Annotated in this window: 23 protein-coding genes; 1 reads left to right on the top strand and 22 read right to left on the bottom strand. The window is 40.7% G+C overall.

Annotation, left to right across the window (positions count from 1 at the left end; all coding sequences use genetic code 11):
* Positions 1-29: 29 nt before the first annotated feature.
* The 22 genes from ACYVRA_RS15505 to ACYVRA_RS15610 all read right to left on the bottom strand — a co-directional run bounded on the left by ACYVRA_RS15505 (position 30) and on the right by ACYVRA_RS15610 (position 23,002).
* On the bottom strand, positions 30-1,856 hold the full coding sequence (locus ACYVRA_RS15505; RefSeq protein WP_461253639.1) for a HAMP domain-containing methyl-accepting chemotaxis protein: 1,827 nt from the start codon (positions 1,854-1,856) through the stop codon (positions 30-32).
* Positions 1,853-2,068, bottom strand: coding sequence for a hypothetical protein (locus ACYVRA_RS15510; RefSeq protein WP_461253640.1), 216 nt, complete (start codon positions 2,066-2,068; stop codon positions 1,853-1,855). Before ACYVRA_RS15510 ends, ACYVRA_RS15505 begins: the two co-directional genes overlap by 4 nt.
* A gap of 252 nt (positions 2,069-2,320) precedes the next feature.
* On the bottom strand, positions 2,321-3,952 hold the full coding sequence (locus ACYVRA_RS15515; RefSeq protein WP_461253641.1) for a diguanylate cyclase: 1,632 nt from the start codon (positions 3,950-3,952) through the stop codon (positions 2,321-2,323).
* 256 nt (positions 3,953-4,208) lie between these two features.
* Positions 4,209-4,667 (bottom strand): DUF5680 domain-containing protein, encoded by a 459-nt coding sequence (locus ACYVRA_RS15520; protein WP_461253642.1) that lies wholly within the window; start codon positions 4,665-4,667, stop codon positions 4,209-4,211.
* A 32-nt stretch (positions 4,668-4,699) separates the two neighbouring features.
* A complete protein-coding gene (locus tag ACYVRA_RS15525) occupies positions 4,700-5,281 on the bottom strand; it encodes a flavin reductase family protein (RefSeq protein ID WP_461253643.1) in 582 nt (193 codons plus the stop codon).
* A 151-nt stretch (positions 5,282-5,432) separates the two neighbouring features.
* Complete coding sequence (locus ACYVRA_RS15530; protein WP_461253644.1) at positions 5,433-5,744, bottom strand: hypothetical protein; 312 nt, start codon at positions 5,742-5,744, stop codon at positions 5,433-5,435.
* Between the two features lie 16 nt (positions 5,745-5,760).
* Complete coding sequence (locus ACYVRA_RS15535) at positions 5,761-6,264, bottom strand: GNAT family N-acetyltransferase (RefSeq protein WP_461253645.1); 504 nt, start codon at positions 6,262-6,264, stop codon at positions 5,761-5,763.
* Between the two features lie 6 nt (positions 6,265-6,270).
* A complete protein-coding gene (locus ACYVRA_RS15540; RefSeq protein WP_461253646.1) occupies positions 6,271-6,402 on the bottom strand; it encodes a hypothetical protein in 132 nt (43 codons plus the stop codon).
* Positions 6,403-7,396: 994 nt separating this feature from the next.
* Complete coding sequence (locus tag ACYVRA_RS15545) at positions 7,397-7,831, bottom strand: pyridoxamine 5'-phosphate oxidase family protein (protein ID WP_461253647.1); 435 nt, start codon at positions 7,829-7,831, stop codon at positions 7,397-7,399.
* A gap of 168 nt (positions 7,832-7,999) precedes the next feature.
* The gene (locus ACYVRA_RS15550; RefSeq protein WP_461253648.1) at positions 8,000-8,800 is read right to left on the bottom strand and encodes a response regulator; all 801 of its coding nucleotides are present in this window, start codon (positions 8,798-8,800) and stop codon (positions 8,000-8,002) included.
* Positions 8,797-10,521, bottom strand: coding sequence for a sensor histidine kinase (locus tag ACYVRA_RS15555; RefSeq protein WP_461253649.1), 1,725 nt, complete (start codon positions 10,519-10,521; stop codon positions 8,797-8,799). The genes ACYVRA_RS15550 and ACYVRA_RS15555 overlap by 4 nt, the downstream gene beginning before the upstream one ends.
* 228 nt (positions 10,522-10,749) lie before the next feature.
* Entirely contained in the window at positions 10,750-12,981 is a 2,232-nt protein-coding gene (locus tag ACYVRA_RS15560; protein ID WP_461253650.1) for a methyl-accepting chemotaxis protein, read from the bottom strand.
* A 212-nt stretch (positions 12,982-13,193) separates the two neighbouring features.
* Positions 13,194-13,949, bottom strand: coding sequence for a uridine phosphorylase (gene udp, locus ACYVRA_RS15565; protein ID WP_461253651.1), 756 nt, complete (start codon positions 13,947-13,949; stop codon positions 13,194-13,196).
* 37 nt (positions 13,950-13,986) lie between these two features.
* Positions 13,987-14,940, bottom strand: a complete 954-nt coding sequence (locus tag ACYVRA_RS15570) for an ABC transporter permease (protein ID WP_461253652.1) — start codon at positions 14,938-14,940, stop codon at positions 13,987-13,989.
* A complete protein-coding gene (locus ACYVRA_RS15575; protein WP_461253653.1) occupies positions 14,937-16,055 on the bottom strand; it encodes an ABC transporter permease in 1,119 nt (372 codons plus the stop codon). Before ACYVRA_RS15575 ends, ACYVRA_RS15570 begins: the two co-directional genes overlap by 4 nt.
* Positions 16,052-17,548, bottom strand: a complete 1,497-nt coding sequence (locus tag ACYVRA_RS15580; RefSeq protein WP_461253901.1) for an ABC transporter ATP-binding protein — start codon at positions 17,546-17,548, stop codon at positions 16,052-16,054. Before ACYVRA_RS15580 ends, ACYVRA_RS15575 begins: the two co-directional genes overlap by 4 nt.
* Positions 17,549-17,573: 25 nt before the next feature.
* Positions 17,574-18,659, bottom strand: a complete 1,086-nt coding sequence (locus ACYVRA_RS15585; protein WP_461253654.1) for a BMP family lipoprotein — start codon at positions 18,657-18,659, stop codon at positions 17,574-17,576.
* Between the two features lie 241 nt (positions 18,660-18,900).
* Positions 18,901-19,689, bottom strand: a complete 789-nt coding sequence (gene pssA / locus ACYVRA_RS15590; RefSeq protein ID WP_461253655.1) for a CDP-diacylglycerol--serine O-phosphatidyltransferase — start codon at positions 19,687-19,689, stop codon at positions 18,901-18,903.
* A gap of 1 nt (position 19,690) precedes the next feature.
* Positions 19,691-20,326 carry a phosphatidylserine decarboxylase gene (locus ACYVRA_RS15595; protein ID WP_461253656.1) on the bottom strand — a complete coding sequence of 212 codons (636 nt, stop codon included), beginning with the start codon at positions 20,324-20,326 and terminating at the stop codon, positions 19,691-19,693.
* On the bottom strand, positions 20,313-20,966 hold the full coding sequence (locus tag ACYVRA_RS15600) for a COG4648 family protein (protein WP_461253657.1): 654 nt from the start codon (positions 20,964-20,966) through the stop codon (positions 20,313-20,315). Before ACYVRA_RS15600 ends, ACYVRA_RS15595 begins: the two co-directional genes overlap by 14 nt.
* A 54-nt stretch (positions 20,967-21,020) precedes the next feature.
* Positions 21,021-22,025, bottom strand: a complete 1,005-nt coding sequence (locus ACYVRA_RS15605) for an STAS-like domain-containing protein (RefSeq protein WP_461253658.1) — start codon at positions 22,023-22,025, stop codon at positions 21,021-21,023.
* A gap of 629 nt (positions 22,026-22,654) precedes the next feature.
* Positions 22,655-23,002 (bottom strand): helix-turn-helix transcriptional regulator, encoded by a 348-nt coding sequence (locus ACYVRA_RS15610; RefSeq protein ID WP_461253659.1) that lies wholly within the window; start codon positions 23,000-23,002, stop codon positions 22,655-22,657.
* Between the two features lie 325 nt (positions 23,003-23,327).
* On the opposite strand from ACYVRA_RS15610, the gene ACYVRA_RS15615 reads away from it, so the two are divergent.
* Positions 23,328-25,148, top strand: a complete 1,821-nt coding sequence (locus ACYVRA_RS15615; RefSeq protein ID WP_461253660.1) for a PspA/IM30 family protein — start codon at positions 23,328-23,330, stop codon at positions 25,146-25,148.
* Positions 25,149-25,234: the final 86 nt, after the last annotated feature.

A 25,234-nucleotide genomic window follows, 5' to 3' on the forward strand; every position in this document is an offset into this window, starting at 1 on the left:
GATAAAAAATTTGTTTTATGTTTCTTCTTTTATTCCACTTTGAACCGCGAAACTTCCCGCATTAAATCATTTATGGCTTCACGGTTTTTGGTACTTACCCCATTGACGTGGTTTACCGCTATATTTATATGATCCGCGCCGGTTGCCATCTCGTTCATGCCGCCGGTTATTTCCTGAGTTGCTTTTTCAAGATTACTGCTTTCCTGTATCACTTCCTTCGCGCCTTCAAGCATTTGATTGGACGCGCTTTTAACCTGCAGAGTTATTTCGTTTACTTCGCTGACACCTTCAAGTACCTGCTTGCTCCCCGTTGTCTGTTCCTCCATTGATTTGCGGATACTTTCTTCTTGATCCGCAACGGTTTTTACGCTTGTGTCAATCGCAGCGAATTTACCAAGCACGTTTTCCGTAGAATGCATTATTTTGTCAATTGAGCTTTTTATTTTTTTCAACACTGTGCCAATTGTTTTGGACTGTTCGCCGGAGCTTTCAGCCAGTTTGCGGATTTCATCGGCTACTACGGCGAAGCCCTTGCCCGCTTCCCCCGCGTGCGCCGCTTCTATAGCAGCGTTCATCGAAAGTAAATTTGTCTGGCTTGCGATGTTTTTCATCACAGCGTTAATCTCCAACAAGCCTTCGGATTCGTGGGATATTTCTTGAATGTCCCCCGCCATTTCCTGCAAGCCGGAGCGTCCCACTTCGGAGGCTTCCCTTAATGTCTTCACATTACTTGCGTTATTAATCAGCGTGTTGGTAACCGAACTGATATTTGCCATCATCTGCTCAATGGCGGACGAAGCTTGCGACATATGTATAGTCTGGTTTTCAACATGGTCATTGAGTTTATGAATGTTTACGGTAAGTTGTTCCATAGTCGCGTGGGTTTCGCTGACGCTGGCGCTCTGGTTGATAATTCTGCCTTTGATACTCTGGATATTGGCGTTAATTTCGTTCACTGCGGCGGCGGTCTCGTTCATGTCACTGGCAAGGGTATCGCCAATTTCAGATAGCACATCGGATTCTTTTTTAACATTTTTGACGAGGCTTTTTATTTTTTCCAGTGTCTTATTGAAGTAAAGGGCAAGGCTGCCAATCTCGTCTTTGGAACGGATAGTAATAGTTACGGTTAAATTTCCTTCGCCTTCGGATATATCTTTTAGGGTATGTACTAGCATATTGATTGGTTTGGTAATGCCCTTCGCAATAAGAAATACAGTTACCGCAGCAAGAGCGATAACGGCAAAGGCGATGATAAAAAGTGTTTTTGTATCACGCTGAACCTTCATGTTTGCCAGTGATTCAACTTTCTCATACTTTTCCGTGGCTCCCTGAACAACCTTATCCACGCTTTTACGATGTGCTGTATAGAGGGCTTTAAGTTCATCACGGACGAGTCCCCTTGCGTATTCACGGTCGCCTTTTTGCATGGTGGGAATAAACTTGTTAAAGACAATATCATAAAACTGTATTGCCGGATCGTATGTATCTTTCAGCATGGTATCACGTAACGCTCCTTGTTCCAGGAGAGGTTCATTTATCCAGAACTGGTGGCGTTCATTATAATTGGATTGAAGCCGCTTGAGTTCCGCAGAAAGATACTCTATTTGGGCAGTGTCGGTTTCATCAACCATTTCCAAAACGTCCATATATGTTTCAATGATGTACGCTGGTGGCGGAAGCACGTCAGCGATTAAATCTTTGCTCATAACGATTTGATTGTAGAGGTCTCCGTGAATACGGAGGGTATTCAATGTTGAGAACGAAATCAGACCGAAAATGGTATATCCGGCTATGAAGACGACCAGTAACAGAATTAGTTTTTTGCCAATACTAATATTTGCAAATAAATTCCTCATTTCTTTTCTCCTTTGATATAAATACCTTGTTCAATTATTTTTCTCTGGAATAAATAATCCAGTTTGCATAATTTTTCGTAGAGATTATTTAAGTTGTCATATAACGACAGCAGAGGACGCAGGTCGTTTTTTGTTTCTGCTTCCTCAATTGTTAAGCGCTTGCTTGTTTCACATAATGTAGCGAAAGAACAAGGCTGTATTGTTTTAGGCATAAAACACTCCTTTGTGTTGTACGAGATAAAATTATATAAAACAAGGTGCGACAAAAGTGCGACAAAAAGGAAACTTTTGATTAAATTAATTTTTTTTCTTTAATGACTTAGCTTGTTTTATGTTATAAATGAACAATGAAAATTCATGGCGGATTCTTACATATCGGCTTCTAATAAAAGTTTTAAGTTTGATAAATATTGTCATAGTAGACAAAATTATACAAAACAAGGCGCGACAAATATGCGACAAATTCAAGGGGTTTTCAAAAATGTGTACCTGTTACGCCCATTCTTTTTGGATTCGTATAAAGCTTTATCGGCGGCTTTGATATAATCGCTTCCATGCTGTAAATGGTTAATTGCATCGGTTGTGCCGCCAATGGAGATAGTAACATTATTGGCTATATCGCTTGCTTCGTGGGGTATCTTGAGTTCACGCACTTTTTCCAGCATTTTTTCAGCAACTAATTGTGCGCCGTTCTCATCGGTATTCGGCAAGACAACTGCAAATTCTTCACCGCCGTATCTTGCGACAAAATCTTCGTCCCTTATTATACATTGAGAAAGAGCAGATGCTACCGCTGTAAGGCAGCTATCTCCCGCGTCATGTCCGTAAGCGTCGTTGTATTTTTTAAAATAATCTATGTCTATCATTAGTACGCTTAAAATGCCGCCGGTACGGGAATGGGACTTTATTATTTTTTTTAAGCTACCGTCAAGATAACGCCTGTTGTAAATTCCGGTAAGCTGATCGATTATGGTCAAATTTAGAAAATCACCTAATGTTCCTATTTCATCTTTATATTGCTGTCCTTCTTGAGGCTTCAAATCCAGATCGGTAAAGGTTTGTTTTATTGTTCTTACCATTTGGTTGAGCGGCTCAAGTATTAACGCAATAAATATATTGAAGAATATAAAAACAAAAGAAATGACCGCCATCATTACGCCAAAAAGAACAGTCATGCCCGTTTTCAGAAATCCTATGGCAGTAACAGGGCGCACGGCGGTTATATACCAATTTAAAGCCGGAACCGAGCTTACCGGAATTGAGGTAATTGCGATTATTTGCCTTTTTGTTTTTGCCTTAAAATATTCTATTTCTCCGGTTTGTAATTCTTTCGCTCTGGCAAGAATTTCCTCTCCTGTTTGGTTTAACACTTCGGTTATGTTTGTTCTTTTTTCAACAAGGTCAATGTCTTTTGCCTTGATTATTTCTCCGGCTACGGTAAAGAAATATAATTCTTCTGTTCCCGTATTGTTATGATGTATGGCATTAATGAAATCAGACAGGTCTACGCCGGTTCCCACTATGCCGACAGATTTATGATTATTATTAAGAACAGGCACGTCTATCCATAGCATTGTTTTTTTTAGCCCGACATCGAAATTAACCGTCAAAGTGTAAGGGGTGGGATTTTCAATGATTGAGTTATACCACCATGAGCTTTCATCTGACGGGTCTATTGTGTAGACATATTCATCGTTGAAATAATATTTTTTATCGGTGTCGCTTATCCAAAAAACACTGTTTCCGGTAAATGCCCTGCGGTATCCGGCTATTTCTCCTAATGCGATTTGTTTCATTTCTTCAGCATCAGGGTTAAGGAAGTACCATTGTATCAAGGGAGAATCAGCCATTCTTAGGGCAATGGCTATTTCGCTGTTCATGGACGCTTCCAGTTTAAGCCGTTCAATTTCAATAATTTGCATTAATTCACGTCCGGCGTTATCATACTGGATTTTGTTCATTAAAATGATAAATGTTAAACTTCCTGGAATGAAAATAAGCAGAAACAAAATAGAAGAAAAAGCGATAAACCTGCGCCGCATGGAAGTTTGCCGTTTTCTGGAAACTGGTATTGAAAAAACATTAGTGTATTTCATTATTTCTACCCCACCAATCTTAAAATTAAACATATTATACAAAACAAGGCGCGACAAATGTGCGACAAAAAATAGTACCGCCAATTTCTTGACGGCACTAGGGGAAATCCGTGCCGGAAAAGGAGTGAACCGACACGGTGTTTTTTTAGTGTAGAAATTATACAAAACAAGGCGCGACAAATATGCGACAGAAAGGGAAGTTTTTAACAGATTTTTTTACTTTTAAGTGCGACAAAAGCGCGACAGATAAAATATTTTATTCTCCTACATCATCATATGCAACATCGCCACCATGAAAAATACATTCATATATTTTGATTTTATTAAAATATATTTCTTCAAATCCATTAAACCAATGAAAATCTCCGTTTATTTTACAATAATAGGAATAGTATCCATTTTTATATTCAAATGGACCACGATACGGATATTCTTTTGGTACATTTAATAAGGCTTCCTTTAGGAAATCACCGGAAAAATTATCTCCTATTACCCTGCCAATATAGTTCATAGACCAAAATGGGATGTTTTTATTCCATAATGCTTCTTCCCCGGCAAATTTTGATCCGCCCAAATATGAATCAATATACTTTAAATTTTTCTCTGAATATTGTAAATCGTGAGAATTTGGTCTTGATGAGTCAGTCTGATTACCCTTTCCTGCATAAGTTGCTTTTTTTGCACGAATCAAAAAATCAATTACATTTTCGTCCATAAAAATATAACCCCCAAAATATTGTAATGTTTTTAATTCTCAATACCATTCTTCCATTTAAACCAATCACCTATAACTGTCTTTTCGATTGAAAAATATTTTTTAGACATTGTAACAATAGGGTCAGCTATTCTCAAGCGTTCTTCAAAGGGAATTCGTTCGTCTGCCAAACATTCGTCTACGAGTACGTTTCTAATTTTGCATACATAAATTTCGCTTTTATTATCATTATCAAGAGGAAGTGTTTTATCAACTTCAAGCTCAAAACTAAAAGGACTATCAATCGGTATTGGCACATCCAATACTTCCCCTTTTATAGATTCAATTATTTTTGACTTATCAACTTTATATCCGGAATTACTGCCCAAAAAATCAGCAACAGGCAATAATGACTTTGATATTAAAGAAGCGGAAAAAACACCAGTCGAGCGTATCCTGTCGCGGGTAAGTTTATCTTCACCGATACAAGCTACAAATTTAAATTCTTCATCATGACAGTATGTTGCCCAACAGAAAAGACCATAGTTAGGCTGTCCGTCTTCTCTATAAGTACCAAATAAAAACAGGCATTGCGGACAAAAACGATTCGATGCGGTCTGGGAAATCTTTTTCATATTTTTCTCCTTTTTACTATTCTTAACACCTCTAAAAAATAATTTTCCCTTCATACGGGACTGGTATAAAGTATACCATAATCCAAAAATAAAAAATTAACATTTTTCATCATTTTTCAATATTTCCTAAAATATTTTAATTATACTATTTTTAATACATATTTAGTTTCCCTTTATAATTATTTGCCGCATTTATTAATGGACCTTTTACGCCCATCATAAACGCTATATCACTACTCCTTATTGATAATAATTTATCGCCTATTTTTAATGATAAATTATTTAATATGTTTTTTGAAACTGTAAATCCGCCAGTTGTCTTGCTTCCTGTTATCAGAAATACTCTGCCTTCAGAACAAATATTATATTCATTGATTGCCTCTATTGGGAATTGTATAGAAAAATCATTTCTTATGACCGACCAGCCAAAAACATATTTTCCACCTTTCCTAATTTGGGGCATATTTTCCTCCAGTATTTTATTGTATTTTTAGCCTCATACCTTTATCATTATCTTCATTAAATCCCAGTTTTTTGTATAAATTATACCCGTCATCAGTTGCTTTTAAATCTATGCCGCTTACTCCAATTAATTTTGCTTCTTTTATTATTTCTTCAATTAATTTTTTCGCAATTCCTTTTTTTCTATATTCAGGAAATGTATATACATTCAATAATGTTCCAACTTTACCATTTATTAAATTTGGATTTGCCGGATACTCCGATATAATTAAATATGCCACTGAAACAACATTTCCATTATATTCTCCAACTATACCAAAAAAATCATTTTTGTCAATATGTTTGTTGAAATATGATTTTAAATTCTCTTCTATATTAGTTTTATCTGTGTTATTTATTGTATCAAAACAATCTGTTAAAAATGTTAATCGTAAATCAATGAATAATTCCATGTCATTTTCATTTAATTTTCTGAATACAATATTTTCTTTTATAAAATTATCCATTATATCATTATGCATAAATCCTCATAATTGCGGATAAATTACCAAATATTGAGTTACTTCTAAGTCATTAAGCCATTCTGTAAAATTTTCTACATCATTTACATCTATAGGAGACAAGTAACATTTTTTTCCTACAAGTTTCTTAAAATACATAACTTTCTCCTTTTCTGATTATTATTACAAATATACTCTTTTGTCAATATATCCAAAAATACTTAGGGCAACTTGCACCTAACGTCCGGCGGTAAACGACGTTTTTTTGCGCCCGATAAGGAAAACCGCGCAGCGGTTTTTCGGGCGCAAAAAAATGTGGGTGGAGTGAGGCGTGGGAGCCTTCAGGCGACCTAGCCGAACGGAACCCCGAGCCGCCGTAAGGCGGCGATGCGTTTACCGACCTGTTAAGCGCAGGTTTTGTCTTACTGTTCTGTTTATATCCACTTTTTACTAACTTTTCAATAGTTATTTTTAGATAAATTTATATTCCAATGATATTAAGCGTGTCTTGAAGTAGACGCATAGCCATAATCGAATAAATTTATATTCCAATGTTATTAGGCGTGTCTTGAAGAAAACGAACAGCCATAACCGAATAAATTTATATTCCAATGTTATTAAACGTGTCTTGAAGTAGACGCATAGCCATAATCGAATAAATTTATATTCTAATGTTATTAGGCGTATCTTGAAAAAGACGAAAAGCCATAACCGAATAAATTTATATTCCAATGTTATTAGGCGTATCTTGAAGAAAACGAAAAGCCATAATCAAATAAATTTATTATTCCAATGATATTAAGCGTGTCTTGAAGGAGACGCACAGCCATAATCGAATAATTTTATTAGAATAATTATTTAGATCAGAATTAATCATATCTTGTAGGTTACGCTTAGCCTTTATTGGAATAATCCTTAATTTAATGCAAAACTTGCGCTTAACGTTTTGGCTGTTTACGACGGTTTGCAAGCCCGAATAAGCAAACCGAAGGTTTGCAGGGCTTGCAAACTGTGCTGGAGTGAGGCGTGGGAATGGAGCGAAGCGGAATGACCTAGCCGAACGGAAGCCGAGCCGCCCAACGGGCGGCGATGCGTAAACAGACCTGTTAGACGAAGTACGGGCGTACACCATTTTTCTTTATATTACTTATATTTATAATTTCATATCATCGAAATTTACATTGTATTTTTTCCCTTGATTAAATAGAACGCCTTTTGTTAATTTTATACATAAAATACAGGTATTTACATCGTCTTCATTGACATGACCATTCGAATACCATTCAGCAAATACTTCACGTAATTTAGCCATAACGACCGTATTTTTTTTATTGAGAACGTGTCCAATATTTTTACCTATACCACTTGCGGTAAACCATTCCCCACAAACAGCAACTTCAGGATTCTTTTTAATTTGTTTCATTTTATTCGAGAGTTTGTATGTAATAACATAAAATAAACCGTTCTCATAATAACCATTAACAATACGAACAAATGGTCTATTTTTATCTATTGTTGCAAGTGAAACAAGAGTATCACGCCCAAACCTTTTGGCTATTATTTTAAATGCTTCATTATCCTTACTCATTTATTTGCCTCCAATATTTTAATTGTACCTTATTATTTATATTTTGCCAATTCATTTTTAAGATAATTTTAACAATTAAAACATATTTAGCCCGTATTTTGTCTAACTACTTTTAAGCGAAGTGATGTTAAAAAATGGTGTCGGACACCACCTACAGGCGCGACAAATTCATATTAATTTTTGTTTGCTTTGCAGATAAGCGGCGTCAATTTCAGCCCAACTGTACTGCGCCATGAATTCGCCCGCATAAGAATTAGCCGCTTTTGCGTTGCCGTTAAGCATTTCATAAAAATCGCATGACAGTTTGTCAGGGGCAACGGCTAAATTTTTCCATTTTCTGATTATTATGTCTTCGACATTCAAAGATTTTAGCGTCTTGATTAAATCGGCTACCAAGTGCCGGAAGTGGCTTTGCGTGGCGGGCGAGTCGTCTTTGTCTTCCCAAATTACGGCGATAATTTCATTATTGCTGCATAACGCCCCTTTTCTGCTTACAAGATATGCAAATAATTCCTTTGTTTTGGAACGGGTAAACAAAACCGGGTTTTCGTCTACAAAAACTTCAAAATTACCGAAAGTCTGCACCCGCACCCTTTTATTGGGTTCCGTCTTGACAGGAAAGCGAAGGTTTTCCAGAGCTTCTTTAACCGCTTCTTTGGTAACGGGCTTCATTACATAATCGCTTGCCTTGACCGTGTAGGAATCCAGGGCGTACTTTGAATATCCGGTTACAAATACGATGTTGGTCTTAGCGTTAATTTCTTTAAGTTTTTGCGCGAGTTCAATGCCGTTCATTCCCCACATTTCTATGTCCAAAAACGCAATATCGAATACGTTTTCTTTCGCAAAGTCAAGCAGTTCTGACGGTTTGGAAAAACTGTGAACCTCATCGTCATGACACGCTTCTTTAATTGACGAAACAAGTTCCTCCAGAGCTAAAACATTATCGTCTATGGCGAGTATGTTCATTTTGTTTGCGCCCCCTGATTGCCGTTTTTCGGAATCATTATCGTAGCGGTCGTCCCCACGCCCTGCTTGCTTTCTATTTCAAGCGAGCCGCCGCATTGCGCGGACAGCCTTAGACGGACATTTTTAATCCCGATGTGCTGTTGTCCGTCATCGGCGGTTTTACATGAATCAAAACCTGCACCGTCATCTGAAATAATGACAAAATAAAAGCTCTTTGTTTCTATCGATGAAATCTTAACAGTGCCACCGCCTTCTTTTTTTCCTATGCCGTGTTTTACGGCGTTTTCAGCAATGGGCTGCATGGTAAGGGCGGGAAGCGTGAAATTATCTGCTTTAATGTCGTATATTACCTTTAGCGCTTCACCGTACATGGCTTGTTCCAAATTCATAAAGCCTATGGTGTGGTTCAGTTCATTTAAAAAAGGGATTGGCTCCGTGCGCTCTAAAAGATTCATGTTTCCCCTGAGGTAATTTGAAAAATTTATAGTCGCTTTTTTTGCTTCGGCGGGGTCTTTATCGCACAGCCTTGATATGACGGCGAGGGCGTTGTATAAAAAATGCGGCTGTATCTGGGAAAGCATGATCGAGATACGGCTTTCATTAAGTTTCTTTTCCGTTTGCAATTTGTCTTCCAAAATCGTTTTTATGTCCGTTGCCATCGAGTTCACGGCGTTCTTGATTTTGTCAAACTCATCGTTGTAACTGCCCTCTATCCTTGCGTCCAAGTTTCCTTCAGCGATTTTCCTAATTCCTGTTACCAGATAATTAACAGGACGGAGAAGTCCGCCAACAACCAGATAAATTAAGGCGGTTATGACGACGACCGTTATAAGCAGAAGCATTACCGAATCAAGCAGAAGGCGGTTGCGTTCCTGATGATAATCACGCTCCGGTACAAGGGCTACAACGGTAGTGCCGTTTTCGTTTTTGTAGCCTGCGTAATACAGATTGTCGTCTATATTCAGCCACGAGAACCCGTTACCAGAGCTTACCGTTTTATACCAATCTTTATCCGATACGTCTGACTTGTCTCCTTTTGGGTGCGCTGTTATAAATCCGTTAGATAACACCATGCCAAAGCCGTTTTTACCTATTTTAGTTTCTTTTATAGTCTTGTTAATATTGATTTCTTTCTGTAATCTGCCGATTACGTCCGCATTAAAACCAATCTGGATAAAGCCGCCGTTTTTCCTTGCGATTCCGGTATAATGATTGATGTCGCCAACATCGTCTTTGAACACGGACGCTCTAGGTTCTTCGCTTAATACGGTTATGGTTCCGTTTGCCAGTTTCATATACTCGTTGGTAGTTTCGTTTAACTTATAATCAAAGCCTATGTATTTAGGGACGCTGCTGGCGATAATAATGCCGTTTGAATTGGCAACGCTTAATTCTATAATATCAAGCGGTTTGGCTATCCGCAGTAATTTTTCAGTAGACAACTGACCGGGGGTATTGTCCAGTATATCCACGACGGTCTTCGCTATCGCAATATGTTTTTCGTTGAGCGTTTGTTTGGTAGCGTCAAGTATGATATTCAAATGCCTGATTTGCGCTAAAATGCTGTCGGCAAAAATTTCCATATTGGCGTTGGTTTTTGTTTTCACGGAAGAGTCCAATAGTCTGTAATTGATAAATGAGACGATCAGAACGGAAACAATAAATATAGCCAATATCGGGATTAGCACTTTGATTTTGAAACTTACTTTTTTTTCACGCATATTTTTCTCGCTTTGGAATGTTTGTCATTTTGATATTATACCAAACAAAGTGCGACAAATGTGCGACAAATAGGGAAAATTCCTGTATGGACGGAACTTTCATCAGACATTAATAAACTTACCGAAAAAATGTTAAAGGATATACAGAAAACGGTTAATCAAACAGTAAGGGCAATTAATGTATCTTTACAGGAAAATTCGGAGACGGAAAACAACTTGATGGTTATTCTATTTATTAAGTATTTTCCCTATCCTGTTTTTCAGCTCATCAGAATTAAACGGCTTTTTGATATAATCAACCGCCCCCATTTCATGCGCGTGTTTTATGTCTTTAGGATCGTTTGATGACGTGAAAAACGCTATCGGGGTATCGTGCAAACCGCCTATCGCTTTAATTCTGCTGTAAGTATCCCATCCGTCCATGTCCGGCATTATTAAATCCAATAATATTAATTTGGGAACCATACCCTGATAAAATAAACCAAGCGCTTCTTTGCCCGATTTGGCGGTAGATATCTCATAATCATCTTGCAGTACAGATTCCACCATTTCAAGATGGATAGCGTCATCGTCAACGACAAGGATTTTTTGCTTTTCATTCCCAACGGTATTGTTAAATTTTTGCGTTTCCAGTTTTAATGATTCAAAGTTACGGTTGTTTTCCAAACTCATGTCATTAACATGGCTCACTGAAACATTTATCTGATTAATGCCCTTCAGTATCTCGTTCATGCCTTCTACTGTTTCTTTGCTGATTTTTATAAATTCATCAGTTTCTTGAACAAGCATCTCCCCTGATTCCGCCATGTTATCAGACCCTTTCTTGACCGAAGACGTTACGTCTCTAAGGCGGCCTATGGATTCCAGTATTTGTTTTCCGCCAACTTCCTGCTCTTCCATCGCGTTTAGAATATTTTGCTCGTGCCCGGAAACAGTTTTTACGCTTGAGTCAATAGCGCCAAAACGCGCCAACACGTCATTGGAGGATTTGGTTATGTTATCTATGGACGCTTTTATTTTTTTAAGCATCGACGCGGTGGTCTTAGACTGCTTCCCCGATGACTCGGCAAGTTTGCGGATTTCATCGGCTACTACGGCAAAACCCCTTCCCGCTTCTCCGGCATGAGCGGCTTCAATTGCCGCATTCATAGAAAGCAGGTTTGTCTGGGCGGCGATATTGTTCATTACCGAGTTTATTTCCAGCAATCCTTCGGAATCATGCGCTATTTCCCGTATCTCCTGAGCGACTAATTGGAGTCCGTTTTTCCCATTTTCCGACGCTTCCGTTAATACGACGACGTTTTTAGCGTTATCTGCCAACGTCTGCGTTACCGAGTGAATGTTAGCTGTCATTTCTTCAATGGCCGATGACGATATGTTTACGCTGTCCCTCTGTTGTTCTATCATCTTGTTAAGGCTGTCAATATTTTCTTTAATATTCCCTACCGCCTTGCCCGCTTCTTCAGCGCCGTTTTCCTGCTTGACCATAAGGTTCTTCATGCTGTCAAGGTTCGAGCTAATCTGCTGTACTGCTGTAGAGGTTTTGCCCATATTAATTGAAAGTTCAAAACTGGTATGGTTAAGCCCGTTTATTTTGTATTTTATCGTCCCAATTCCTCCGCCAAGATGTTCGCAAAAAGAATTCACCATACCGGCGATTGTGCCAAGCTCGTCTACGGAACAAATAGAAATTCTCTTTGTAAGGTCTTTCTGTTCTGAGGAAAGATTTTCAAGCTGCGCGATAACTGAATTAAATGACAGTCCCGTATTTTTTTTAAGCGTAATCGCCAGACAAAAAATACAGATAAAAAAGACTATCAGCGGCAGCAATAAAAATGACACGGCAGTTCCTTTAAGCGCATCCAAGTTTCCGCCAAAGCGATGAATACCCAGCATGGTGACGGAACAGGTAAAAAGGAGGGTAACAAGGACTCCCGCCATAGGAATGATCCATGCCTTTGCTTCCTGCCGTTTTTCCCGGCAATCAAGGGGGTATCTTGTAAAATTATGCGCTAACAAAGTACGTGAAACAAGACCGTCACTCGCCACATAAATAAATGTTCCTATCAACATTCCAAAGGAAAGGGAAGCCAGAAACAGCAGTCCCTTTATGGAAGGCTCAATACGAAGATAATTGCCCATGAAGACAATCCCAAGGAAAACGGCGTGGGTGGCCACATTAAAAGCGATCCTTTTAATAGGAACGGATCCTATTTTTTTTAGCCACAGCATGTACTGCTCCCCGTCCAGTTTTGTAAAATAGTTGTAATCAAAATAAAGCGCTCCGTGTCCTAGAATAGCGCAATAAAGAATCAGAAAAATGACGGCTGGAATGCCAAGCCGGAAGCGAAGCTGGGAAAAAGAACTGCCAAAGAATAGCATTATTAAAAAATCAGCCGCTATCATTGCGAGGCCCGTCCCTAAAACAAGGATTAGAAAATTATATTTTTGGTTTTTCATATTTTATTCCTATTGTTACTATATATATATCGCAGTTTTTAAAATAAAACTTATCATTTTTGATTATTTTTGATGAGTTATTTTAATTTTTTCCAGAAATTTGAAATGTCAAAGATAATAACTTTTTTTCATATATTATTACAACGATAAAAACAATGAATGTGTGTTTTTTTTAAGAATCAAAAAAGAAAGATAATATGCGACAGAATAATCTATTTTCCTTCCATTTCAATCAAAAGCCGCACGGCTTCCACGGCTGTTTTAATCGCAGCTTCAGTATCGTGGCAATGCGGGTTGCTCATTCCCGCTTTTTCCCGCTCCTGATTCCACACCACGTTAAGAACGCATCCCGCGCGGACGCCGAGGATTTGGCTTACTATATAAAGTGTCGAGCTTTCCATTTCTGATGCGAGGCATCCGGCTTTTATCCACGCTTCCCATTTGTCTTTTAGCTCGTAACCTGACGGCATACGGTCGGGACTGTGCTGTCCGTAAAAAGAATCTTTGCATTGAACAATTCCCGCGTGCCACTTTTGATTTAAATTTTTCGCCGCCTGAACAAGCGCGTTTGTAAGGTCAAGGTTTGCGACGGCGGGGAATTCAATCGGTACGTACTCCTTTGTAGTTCCCTCCATGCGTATCGCTCCGGTAGCGATAACAATGTCGCCGCCAAGAACTGGAAGAGCCATGCCGCCACAAGTTCCGATGCGGATAAAATTACGCACTCCTGTTTTAAACAGCTCCTCTACGGCAATGGCGGTGGAAGGGCCGCCCATTCCGGTTGAAATTGCCATTACGGTTTTTCCCGCTATTTCACCTAACCAAGTTGTGTATTCGCGGTTCTGATGAAAAAAACGCGGGTTATCAAAATGCGAAGCTATTTTTTCAACGCGTCCCGGGTCGCCGGGAAGAATAGCGTATAACGCGCCGTGGCTGTCGTCAAAATCAACGTGGTATTGCTTTTCCATAATTTTCACTCCTCACAAATAATTATTTGCGGATGCTTTATCGGCGCCCTTTATCATACGGTATGCCTTCCGCCCTCGGAGCTTGCGATGATTTTGAACTGAACGCTAGAACGACCAGCGTGGTAACGTAGGGAATTATTTTGTAGACGACGCTTGGAATGGAAATCGCGCTCAGGAAAGGTATGCCCGAAGACGCTGAAGATATCGCCTTCATCAGTCCGAAGAAAAAGGCGGCTGATAAAATGCGCCCGGGTTTCCACTGGCCAAAGATTAAAACCGCTAACGCTAAAAATCCGTAACCTGAAACTTCCGCGTTAAACTGCGTGGATGTCGGGATGATAAAGACAAGCCCACCAAGACCGGCAAGCGCCCCTGAGATCATAACGCCGGCGTAACGCATGTTGTATACGTTTATTCCGGCGGAATCGGAGGCTTGCGGATGTTCGCCGCAGGAGCGCAGACGAAGTCCGAAGCGCGTTTTATAAAGAATGGCGGCTGAAATCGCGAGGATAAGGAAACCTATGAACGTGGTGATATAGGCGTTTTTAAAGAACAAATCCCCAATAAATGGAATGTCGCCTAACAACGGAACTTTCTCGATACGGAACTGGTTTACAAACGGGATCTGCTGGACGGTGCGGATCATTCGCGCGATGTAAATCGCCACAGCGGGAGCCAGCATGTTGATCGCCGTGCCGCTGATTATTTGATCGGCTTTCATGTTGATACTGGCGTACGCGTGAAGGAGCGAAACCACAACGCCGGTTATCATGGAGACCAGCACCGCCAACAGCAGAATAGGCTGTCCGGGAATGAAATGCTGCAATATGCTGATGAACAAAACTCCGGTAAACGCGCCAAAGATCATGATGCCTTCAAGAGCGATGTTAATTACGCCTGAGCGCTCGCTGAACATTCCTCCAAGCGCGACTATCAACAGCGGAATGGAAAAAAACATGGTTTGCTGGACAAGAAAATACAATATGCTCATGTTTCGCCTCCCATTCGTTTTTTTAGGGAGTTAAAAAAGTTTTTAACAAGGAGCGCGAATGCGCTGAAATAAATAATTACGCTGATAATTATTTCGATTACCTGCGGCGCGAAATTGTACAACTGCATATTAAAGCCGCCTTCGTTAAGGTACGCTATTAACATACCTGAAAAAATTATTCCCAGCGGATTGTTCAGTCCCAAAAGCGCGACTGGAATGCCGTTAAAGCCTTCCGGCGCAAGAACGTCAACTACGGTGATGCCCTTGCCCGAACCCGCAAGGTACAGTAACGCGCCGCCAAGACCAGCAAGAGCGCCTGCGATTGTCATGCTGAGAATAATGCTTCTCTTTTCGTTGATTCCCGCGTAACGTGCGGCTTCGCGGTTAAAACCGCAGGCTTTAAGCTCGTAACCGAAGGTAGTTTTTTCAAGAATAATATAGATCAATACCGCGAATAAAATGGCGATAAAAAATCCCGAGTTCGCGCTTGAAACATTATAACCGTCGCGGAAAATATGATTCATCCCTATTTTTGGAATATTTGCAGTCTCCAGTACGCGCATGCTCTGATTCCTCAGGGAATCAAACATTGTTTTTGTTACGAGAAAATTTACCAAATAAGTGCCAGTGTAATTCATCATTATGCAAGATATTACTTCGTTCACGTTAAAAATGGCTTTGAAAAAACCGGGTATAGCGCCCCAAAAGGCGCCGGCAAGCACTGCTGCGATTAAAGCGGCTATCCAATGCAAATGTCCGGGAAGAAAATCGCATTTAACGCCGACAAGAACCGCCGCATAAGCGCCAGTGATAAACTGACCAGAGGCTCCAATGTTAAAAAGACCCGTCTTGCTTGAAAAGCCGACGGAAAGACCCGTCATAATTATTGGGGTGGCAAAGTATAGAACTTGCCCAAATTCGCGCATATTTGAAAATCCGCTCGCAAGGATCGCGCCAAAACCTTCAGCGGCCTGTGAAACGTTGCTAATTAAAAGAATTACAAATCCCGCAAGCAGGCCTACTAAAATCGCGGCGACGGAAGAAAGGGTATTTATTACAGGAGGAGTAAGTCCGCTGTTTAAAAGGTTTATTCCTTTTTGAAGATTTATCTTCATGCCGCCCCCTGCTTTGCGGCTCCCGCCATATAAAGACCAAGTTCTTTGTAACTGACTTCTTTTGGTTTAACGTCGGCGACAATTTTTCCCTCAAATATAACGAGGATTCTGTCGCTGACATCCATCACTTCGTCCAGTTCAAGCGAGACTAAAAGCACTCCCTTTCCCTTGTCTCTCTCCGCCACAAGCTGTTTGTGGATATACTCGATAGCGCCGACATCAAGCCCTCTTGTCGGCTGAACGGCGATAAGCAGGCGCGAATCGCGCGATATTTCTCTAGCGACAATCGCTTTCTGCTGGTTGCCGCCAGACATGCTTCGCGTTATAGAGTGCGCCCCCTGACCGGAACGAATGTCAAATTTTTCAATCAGTTCGTCGGCGTATTTATAAATCTCATTAAATTTAAGAAAACCGTTTTTCTGAAAACGGCTTGTAAAATAACTTTGTAAAACCAGATTAAACGCGAGGTTGTAATCCAGCACAAGGCCGTGTTTATGCCTGTCTTCGGGAATATGCGCCATGCCCCTTGAGCGAATATCGTTATGTGTAATTTCCCTCCCCTCAAGAAAGACGCGCCCTGTCGCCTCAGTCATTCCGGCAATAGCATGGATCAGCTCCTGCTGCCCGTTCCCGTCAATTCCCGCTATGCATAAAATTTCCCCGGAACGGACCTCAAAACTCGCGTTATTTACAAGCGCCTTATCGTGTTCTTTGCTTTTTACGGTAAGGTTTTCTACTTTAAGAATCACGTCTCCAGCCTGCCGCTCCGTTTTTTCCACGGACAGGTTTACTTTTCTGCCGACCATCATTTCAGATAACTCTTCTTTGGAAACGGAGGCTACGTCAACCGTCCCAATATATGTCCCCTTGCGAAGAACGGTACAACGGTCGGCGACGGCTTTTATCTCTTCAAGTTTGTGCGTGATAAACAAAATTGATTTATTTTCCGCGATAAGGTTTTTCATTATATGCATTAATTCTTCGATTTCCTGCGGAGTAAGCACCGCGGTCGGCTCGTCGAAGATCAGGATTTCATTTTCGCGGTAGAGCATTTTCAGTATTTCAACCCTCTGCTGCATTCCGACCGTAATGTCGGAAATTAGGGCGTCGGGATTAATTTCAAGTTTATAGCGTTTGGACAATTCAATTATCTGGGCGCGGGCGTCGTCAAGTTTTAACATTCCGTACTTGACCGTCTCCGCGCCAAGAATAATATTTTCCAGAACCGTAAAATTATGAACAAGTTTAAAATGCTGGTGAACCATTCCGATTCCCAGCTTTCTCGCGTCATTCGGCCCGTTGATATGGACAACTTCGCCGTTTTTTTTAATTTCGCCCTTTTCAGCCTGATACAGGCCGAAAAGGACGCTCATAAGGGTTGACTTTCCCGCCCCATTTTCACCTAACAAGGCGTGAATCTCTCCTTTTTTTAATTGAAGAGTGATATTGTCATTGGCTATGATGCCCGGAAATATCTTTGTAATTCCGAGCATCTCAACAATGTAGTCCGCCACGCGTTTACTTTACTTCCGTAATTCTGGATATGGTAACGGGGACTACTTTGGGGCTTCCGTTGCTGTCAAGGTTATCCACTCTGGGAATTTCGCCGGATGCCAGCTTTGCGAAAATACTGTTGTAATCAGCTTGATTGAAATTCTGGAATTTTGAAGACTGCATTGGAAGGCCGACGCCCTGATTATCGGCGGCGAAAACTAAAGTCTGTCCGCCTGGGAATTTTCCTTTGTAATAATCGGCAATACAGTCGTAAACGGAAATCTGAAGCCCCTTCATCGCCGAAGTAATGACGGTTTGAGATTCGCCAGATTGATCCACGTCAACGCCAATTACTTTTTTGCCGGCCTGTTCAGCCGCGGCCATTACAGAGTTGCCGACGGCCCCTCCGCATGCGAAGATTATTTCTATTCCGCTGTTGTACCACGACGCCGCAAGCGTTTGGGCTTCGGGTGTGGCGGCAAAACCGCCCGTATAATGGTAGTTAATTGTAATTGCGCCGGCAGCCAGTCCTAATTCCTTAGCCGCATATTCCGCGCCCTGGACAAAACCGTAACCGTAACGGACAACGGCGGGAACCGCCATTCCGCCAACAAAACCGAGTTTCCTGTTGCCGTCTTTTACAGCCGCGTATCCCGCAAGAAAACCCGCCTGATCTTCAGCGTAATTGACGCCTACTGTATTATTGCCTGTTTTAAATTGCGAATAATCTTCGTTGTGCGGCACGCCGTCTACCAGAATGAAGTTCACATTGGGATAGCGATCCTGCGCGTGAAAGACCGGAGTTTCAAAAAGGAAGCCCGGAGTAACTACTATTTTTGCTCCGCCGCGGACTGCCAGATCAATCGCCGTAAGATAGGCGTCGTTGCTCTGCTCGGCAGGCTGATAGTATTTGTGGGAAATGTTCTTTTCTTTGGCATATTGAACCAACCCTTCCCATGAACCCTGATTGAAAGATTTATCGTCAATGGTGCCAAGGTCTGTTACCAGCGCGAGATCAAATGTTTCCGCGCTCTTCTTTTGATCCTGCTTTTTTGAGCAGCCCGAAAGTAATACTAAAATAGCAAATAAAACTAAAAATGTTTTTTTCATAAAAAACTCCCCTTTAATTATTTTTATTTATATTATAGAAATCGTAAAAAAATGTCAATAGGGAATTTTACGAAAAATTTTCTCACAAAGATCACAAAGGTACAAAGATCACAAAGAGGGAAGAAGGGGGTTTTGTCTGAAAGCTAAGCCTGAACCTCACTATAAGATTACGAACAAGAACCCCTGATTCTTCTTTGTGATCTTCTCTTCATTCGTGTTCTTTATGTGAGGTCTTTACAAATCAAGTTTCATTTTTTTCTTCGTTTCTTTTTTTTATGATGATCCTCGGCACATAAAACAACAGGCCTGATACGGCATAAACAGTAAATATTATAAAAAATATATTTTGAGGATATACGACGACGACAATGATCAATACGATCATCAGAGCGAGAAGTTCTATGGTTCTGACTTTGGATAACTTTATTCCTTTGAATGACATATATGGGATATTGGATACCATGAGAAATGAAAGAACGACAATGACGATGGGCATAACTCTGAAAAATGTCGGCATGAGCGTCATCAAAACCGGAATTGTCTTGAAGTTAAGCGGAAAATCTCCGGGACCTAAAAGCTCATAGCTCAACACAAAGGAAATTATAACGCCGGCGGAGGCGGGAGTAGGAAGCCCAACAAAATGTTTCTGTATTTCCCCACTCTGCGCTAACACATTAAAACGCGCGAGACGAAGGGCGCAACAAAGCACATAGAGAATGGCAATGGCAACGCCTATCTTCCCCATTGTTTTTAACACCAGCATATACATCATTATGCCTGGAGCCATTCCAAACGAAACAAGATCGCTAAGCGAATCCAATTCCATGCCAAAATCACTGGTTGTATTGGTCATTCGCGCGATTCTTCCGTCGAGGATATCGCAAGCCAACGCTCCGACTAAAAGCCATGCGGCTTTAATAAAATGCCCATCAATAGAAGAAAAAATAGACAGAATGCCGAAAGCCATATTTCCGCAGGTAAAAAGTGAAGGGATGATAAATATTCCGTCTTTTAATGTTACTTTTCTCATTTTATTTTCTCCCCATTACCGTGATGCCCGCTTTTGTTTTATCTCCGGGTTTTACGTCTATCGCCGCCGTTTTTGGCAGGTGCAGATCAACCTGAGAACTGAATTTAATCATTCCTATTTTATCTCCCGCTTTAAGAGTATCGCCGCTCTTCACCCACGACACGCATCGCCTTGCCACCAATCCCGCGATTTGGCGCACCACATACACGCCGCCGTCATTCTGAATAGTGATAATATTTTGCTCATTTTCAGATTGCGCCAGCGGATTCCACGCCGCGTAAAATTTTCCGTCCTTGTGCGTCACGTCAACGACAGTCCCGCTTACTGGCGAGCGCTGCAAGTGGACGCTAAAAATAGAAAGAAACACCCGTATAATTTTTTGCTCTCCCTCTTCAGCAACTTCCATAACCGTTCCGTTACAAGGGGAAAGAATAACCCCCTCTCCCCGCGTGATTTCAATTTTTGGGTCTCTGAAAAAATACGCGCAGAACAGCGCAAAAACGATAAGAACGCACCCCAGCGCAAAACAAACAATAGTTACGGGCATCAATCCCGTTTTAATGGAACCAATCAAAAGCGCCGCGCCTACCGCAAGAGGGGAAAAAATAAAGGGATAACCTTCTTTAAGAATTGACATCAGAACCTTCCTCTGTACCCGCCGCAGGGTGTTCCCGGCGGTACTTTTTTTCGATTACCTTTAAAACAATAAATTCGCCGACAAATATCAGCCCCATAATACAATATGTTACGCCGCCGTTGTAAATGCCCCAAACAAGTTCCGAACTGAAATATACCGTGATTATCGCGATAACGGCGTCAACAAAGAAAAACACGCACCATACCACGCTTGCCTTGAAACAGAAACCGTCAAATATTTCTTTTGGGATTTTAGTTTTTATTGATTTGTCAAAAATATCGATAAAATAGTACGCAAGCGGCGGGGGGAAGATAAATGAAGTAATCATTATGGTTAAATACGCGATAGAAGCAAGGGCGGGATACAGCTTTATTATAATTGGCGAATCGTCCAGGCACAGGCTGATTACCCCGATGACGCAAAGAATCAACGGGCTGACAAAAAGAGCCACAGTGTGTTTGCCCTTGTAATGCCTGCTGTTGACGACGCTGTAGGCGATGGCGAAAATGATAATACCGATTGAAAGATACCGTATCGGCAGTTTAAAAACGACCAGAGCGCAAAAAACTAGAATAGGGTACATAACTGCTATTAAGCCAAATAGGTATTTTGCCCCATGCTTAAACTTAAAACTTTTCATTTATTCTAATATTATTTTATAGCAAATTATTTTAAGTTTTGCAATTAGGGCGGGTTATAATTTTGTATTTATAGCCCGGTTAATCATGTATTGAACATTTGCGTTTGCGTTTTGCGCGGATATTCTGGTGTCAGGATTCATGTTTGGAAAAACGCGGAAAATTTCATCCGCAAACGCCTGTCCTATATTTTCGATATTTTTAAAATCCAGAATCACCTCTTTAAATAATTCAAGCCCGCTTAAGATTCGCCTTGCCTGTGAACGCGATACCAAGTCATCTGTGTTTGTTAAATTTATCGGGACGATGGTTCTGTCAAAATCACCCGGTACTTCCGTTGAAAATTTATCAAAAATATCTTTTAGTACCGTAGCGCTGTTGTTCGCAAGACGCATATACACAAAAGTGGAAAACTTTGTCCTGCCCGGTTTTATATTGTTATCCTTCTGTTGGTTGGCGGCATAAGTTATTCCCTTGGAAATAATGATAAAATCGTCAAAAGCTTTTGAAGTAAAAAAAATGCCTTGCCCGGAATGCCGGGATTTATCAGTTGTGCGTTTACCCTTTGCCAATTCGATTATCGCGTCTTTTTCGTCAGAAAGTTTAAATTTTTGCTTAATATTGTAGAAAATGCCAATTCCGTCATCAGAGACGGACAGGCTTGTAAACGCCTTATTTTGATTAATTGCCAAATCAATGTTTTTCCCTTTGGAGTGTTCTATGGCATTATTGAAAATCTCTAAAAATCCATAAGTCCAAATATTCTTGATATTTTGAGGAACGCCTATAAAATGTTTTTTTATGTCGTTTTCCCAAATGGCGTCTTCGGATAAGGTTTTGTTAATTTTATAAGTATATTTTTTCTGCTTTGACGTTATGACATACTGTCCTGATTTTTTTGTTAATTCCTTATCCGATAACAACTTATTAATATGTTTATATACCGCCGGCAGGGAAATATCAAACCGCTGTGATGTAAGCGCGGCAATGTTTTTATTGTCCGTTATGTTTGTCAGTATAAAATCGCGAATTTCTTCGCCTCGTTCACGAATTCCAGGCATTGTTTTCCCTTAATTACCTATAAACCTTATCGATATCCCATGTAAACCTTATCAGTAATACATGTAAACCTTATCAATGTCTATTATAAACCTTATTATTGAAAAAAATCAACCTTATTCCAAAAGATTTCTCGCTAAGATCACTAAGGAACAAAGAGCGCAAAGTGGGAATAGGGGCTATGTGTGAGCTTCAAGATAAGATAACGGACAAGAGTCCCCACTCCCATACACGATGTATGCCCAAAGAATTTATTTAGTACAGGCGGGCAGGCTGCGCACGCTGTAAAAACTTCGTAAGAATCCGCCTCGCACTGGCGGCCACCTAAAGGCGGCCTTGCTTTTATTGGGGACTGCGGCATTTTTTGGTGCTTTCAGCGTGCGGCATTATTGATCTACACGGCTACGCCGTGCGTTTATTTGGCTGTGAGCCTTCCGGCGACTAAACAGCGGTAGTTAGAAAGCTTTATCTAGGGGTCGTCACCGGACGTTTATTCTCTGAATTTTCTTTGTTTTATCCCAAAGTCTCTCCGGCGGGGAACGCCCGAAAAATGTTTTTACATCGCACGCAGCCTGCCCGCCTGTACTCAAGGATTTTATTGGGCATACATCTTCTAGCGGTAATGGACATTTTATTTCCCTCTTTTTTGCTTTCTTCGCTCTTTTTCAAAGGCTTCGTCAACCGATTCTTTCACAATATCCCTTAATTCAGAAATAATTGACTCTTGGAGTTTTTTCAATTCCATAGCAGGGGAAAGCGGAACAATAAAAAGATCATATATTTCAATATTCATGGCTTTTGCAAGCCGTTCTATGATCTCAACTCTGGGTATATAACGAGCCAATTCTACCATTGCCAGATAATGGGTTGTAATATCCGCTTTTTCCGCTAATTGAACCTGTGTAAAACCGCATTTACGGCGATTTTCACGCAGATTTCTGGCAAAAGTTTCCTGTATATCGACTTTTTTTCCTTTCATTACTTACTTTGTAATAATATATGGTGAAAACTTGCTTGACACATTGAGATAGTTTCAATTATTATTGAGTATGACTGATAGTTTTCTATGATTAGTATTGAATTTAGAGTGCTTTATTCAGAAATAATTTCTGAATTATATATTTTGTCGGCAGACAAAATACGCAAACTATTTTTGATGGGTATAAAGCCGTATTTGGCTATATATATCAATTTGCCGTTGGCAAATATCTGTCCAATATCGGACAGTTAAATCTACATGATTGCCGTCCGTAGGAGAAAGGCAACCGCAAAGCAAGGATTCTTTAGAAGGAGGAACAAAAAAAATGAAGAAATCAATTGAAGAAATTGGACAACTATTGAACTATGAAAAACTCAGCGCAATACGTCTGCTTGAGTTACCTAAAATCGAGAAGGGAGACATTCCCAACTTTATCAGTTGTCCCAAATACGAGAAGGCGAAAACAAAACTTGAACAGACGATGGAGCGCTATCAAAGCAAGGTGGATCGGTGTAAAGAAGCGATGGAGCAAACCGAGCAGAACATTGAAGATATGAAGCAGCAACGGTCCAGATTAGACCCTGGTACCGGTTTTTTTGTCGATACGTCAGATGCTCAGGCAGTCGCGAGGTATAACGATCGCCTAAATCAGACGCGCAAGATGACAGACAAAATCAACCAAGCCATCGATAAATATAATGACCTGCTCGATAAGTACAAAGAAGCAGTTGAGGAAGCCAATGCGAAGCGGGAAGAACTCGCTCTTGAAGCATTACTCGTCATTGATGAGGATATTGTCGGGATTCTTGATCGCTGTACGAAGATTGTCGACAAGCTGGATGGCAGTGAGAACCCCGAAGATCTTGTTGCGGCAATCGACATTTGCTTGATTGAATTGCGAATTTTCGCGATGTTCGAGGAAAAGATCGAGGATAACGCCGCTCGGAAGGATTGCCGCGAACGCATCGCTGAGGTCAACAAGATGTTTGCGGCGCTCTGCGCCAATGAGCAAGTGATGAATCACTTAACGGGTATTTACCAGCAGAATTTAAGCCTTGTGCAAAAAAACAGCGATATACACCAACAAGTCGTTAAAGTACTGGGTTCCGTGGATCAGGGAAAACTGTCCTCAATAACGCAATCTGTGAATAATGTCATTTCAGAACAGATTAACACAACTTTCGAGTATAAAGGTGTTATCGACCCTACTAAACTTGATGAGATCATTGGGCAAATCACAAAAACAATCGCCGCTCTGAACCAGAGTATTGTAAAGGCAAATGAGGCCTTAAAGACAGCTGATAACCTAGCAAAGTCTGGAGTAAGCGCACACAAACAAGCTGAAACATTACTAACTTCGATGAAGGCAAACGTCGAAGCCATGAAAAATGATATTTTACCAAAGGGACATTCCTTGGTACAGATGATTGAGGAGGCTGTTATTGATGACTTCTACAACAAGGAACTACGGCCAGCGGTAAAAGAGTTACGCCAGCATCTTGTTGGCGTGATTGGCGAGGAGAATCTCACCGGTATTGTTAATGGTGGAGAGGATCGCTTCTCGTTAGAAAAGACGGATAAGGCGATCAAACAGGCAAACTTGGTTCGGCTGCAATCCACATTGGACAAGGTTCCAGAACATGTCCAAAAGACGACCGGTCTGATCGCAGCCGCTGAGTCAGATATTCAGGAAGCTGGCAAGGTTCCAAAGCAGAATGCGGACTCTTTAAACACCGATCTGAAAGGAAGGTACATTCGCGCCTGCTTCCCTGTGTTCGGATGGATATCCGCTATCGGTATCTTTAGGCGAGTTAAGGAATTCGAGTCTGCATTCCGCAGCATGAACCAGATTTACCGTGACCTCGGAAACACTTTGCTTGTAAAGAACAAAAAAATGACTACTGTTGTCATGATACTCGGCGGTATTCTTGGTTTAGGTGGAATAGCGGCCTTTTTCATATTGAAATTAAGCAACAGCGTTGGTGTGAATGTTGGTGTCCCAGGTACAGTGTTATTGCTCTACATTATTGCCGTCTTGATTCTGACTTCGGTGGGAAAAAAGCTTCGAACCTTTTTAGGTATTTCCGCTAGAGATCAACAAGACAAGAATGCGACTGAGACAGAAACTTCTAAAGCGATAAAATAATTCGCAACGTATAATATTTGTTACCTAAATCCATAGTGCCGTCAATTCGTTGGCGGCACAGTGAGCGCAATGGTAACGCAACAGCA

The organism is Treponema sp. R8-4-B8 (genome assembly GCF_054786175.1).

Bases quoted from the DNA above. Each gene is read 5' to 3' on its own strand.
- ACYVRA_RS15505 (WP_461253639.1), bottom strand. From the start codon at position 1,856: ATGAGGAATTTATTTGCAAATATTAGTATTGGCAAAAAACTAATTCTG.
- ACYVRA_RS15510 (WP_461253640.1), bottom strand. From the start codon at position 2,068: ATGCCTAAAACAATACAGCCTTGTTCTTTCGCTACATTATGTGAAACA.
- ACYVRA_RS15515 (WP_461253641.1), bottom strand. From the start codon at position 3,952: ATGAAATACACTAATGTTTTTTCAATACCAGTTTCCAGAAAACGGCAA.
- ACYVRA_RS15520 (WP_461253642.1), bottom strand. From the start codon at position 4,667: ATGGACGAAAATGTAATTGATTTTTTGATTCGTGCAAAAAAAGCAACT.
- ACYVRA_RS15525 (WP_461253643.1), bottom strand. From the start codon at position 5,281: ATGAAAAAGATTTCCCAGACCGCATCGAATCGTTTTTGTCCGCAATGC.
- ACYVRA_RS15530 (WP_461253644.1), bottom strand. From the start codon at position 5,744: ATGCCCCAAATTAGGAAAGGTGGAAAATATGTTTTTGGCTGGTCGGTC.
- ACYVRA_RS15535 (WP_461253645.1), bottom strand. From the start codon at position 6,264: ATGCATAATGATATAATGGATAATTTTATAAAAGAAAATATTGTATTC.
- ACYVRA_RS15540 (WP_461253646.1), bottom strand. From the start codon at position 6,402: ATGTATTTTAAGAAACTTGTAGGAAAAAAATGTTACTTGTCTCCTATA.
- ACYVRA_RS15545 (WP_461253647.1), bottom strand. From the start codon at position 7,831: ATGAGTAAGGATAATGAAGCATTTAAAATAATAGCCAAAAGGTTTGGG.
- ACYVRA_RS15550 (WP_461253648.1), bottom strand. From the start codon at position 8,800: ATGAACATACTCGCCATAGACGATAATGTTTTAGCTCTGGAGGAACTT.
- ACYVRA_RS15555 (WP_461253649.1), bottom strand. From the start codon at position 10,521: ATGCGTGAAAAAAAAGTAAGTTTCAAAATCAAAGTGCTAATCCCGATA.
- ACYVRA_RS15560 (WP_461253650.1), bottom strand. From the start codon at position 12,981: ATGAAAAACCAAAAATATAATTTTCTAATCCTTGTTTTAGGGACGGGC.
- udp (WP_461253651.1), bottom strand. From the start codon at position 13,949: ATGGAAAAGCAATACCACGTTGATTTTGACGACAGCCACGGCGCGTTA.
- ACYVRA_RS15570 (WP_461253652.1), bottom strand. From the start codon at position 14,940: ATGAGCATATTGTATTTTCTTGTCCAGCAAACCATGTTTTTTTCCATT.
- ACYVRA_RS15575 (WP_461253653.1), bottom strand. From the start codon at position 16,055: ATGAAGATAAATCTTCAAAAAGGAATAAACCTTTTAAACAGCGGACTT.
- ACYVRA_RS15580 (WP_461253901.1), bottom strand. From the start codon at position 17,548: ATGCTCGGAATTACAAAGATATTTCCGGGCATCATAGCCAATGACAAT.
- ACYVRA_RS15585 (WP_461253654.1), bottom strand. From the start codon at position 18,659: ATGAAAAAAACATTTTTAGTTTTATTTGCTATTTTAGTATTACTTTCG.
- pssA (WP_461253655.1), bottom strand. From the start codon at position 19,689: ATGAGAAAAGTAACATTAAAAGACGGAATATTTATCATCCCTTCACTT.
- ACYVRA_RS15595 (WP_461253656.1), bottom strand. From the start codon at position 20,326: ATGTCAATTCTTAAAGAAGGTTATCCCTTTATTTTTTCCCCTCTTGCG.
- ACYVRA_RS15600 (WP_461253657.1), bottom strand. From the start codon at position 20,966: ATGAAAAGTTTTAAGTTTAAGCATGGGGCAAAATACCTATTTGGCTTA.
- ACYVRA_RS15605 (WP_461253658.1), bottom strand. From the start codon at position 22,025: ATGCCTGGAATTCGTGAACGAGGCGAAGAAATTCGCGATTTTATACTG.
- ACYVRA_RS15610 (WP_461253659.1), bottom strand. From the start codon at position 23,002: ATGAAAGGAAAAAAAGTCGATATACAGGAAACTTTTGCCAGAAATCTG.
- ACYVRA_RS15615 (WP_461253660.1), top strand. From the start codon at position 23,328: ATGAAGAAATCAATTGAAGAAATTGGACAACTATTGAACTATGAAAAA.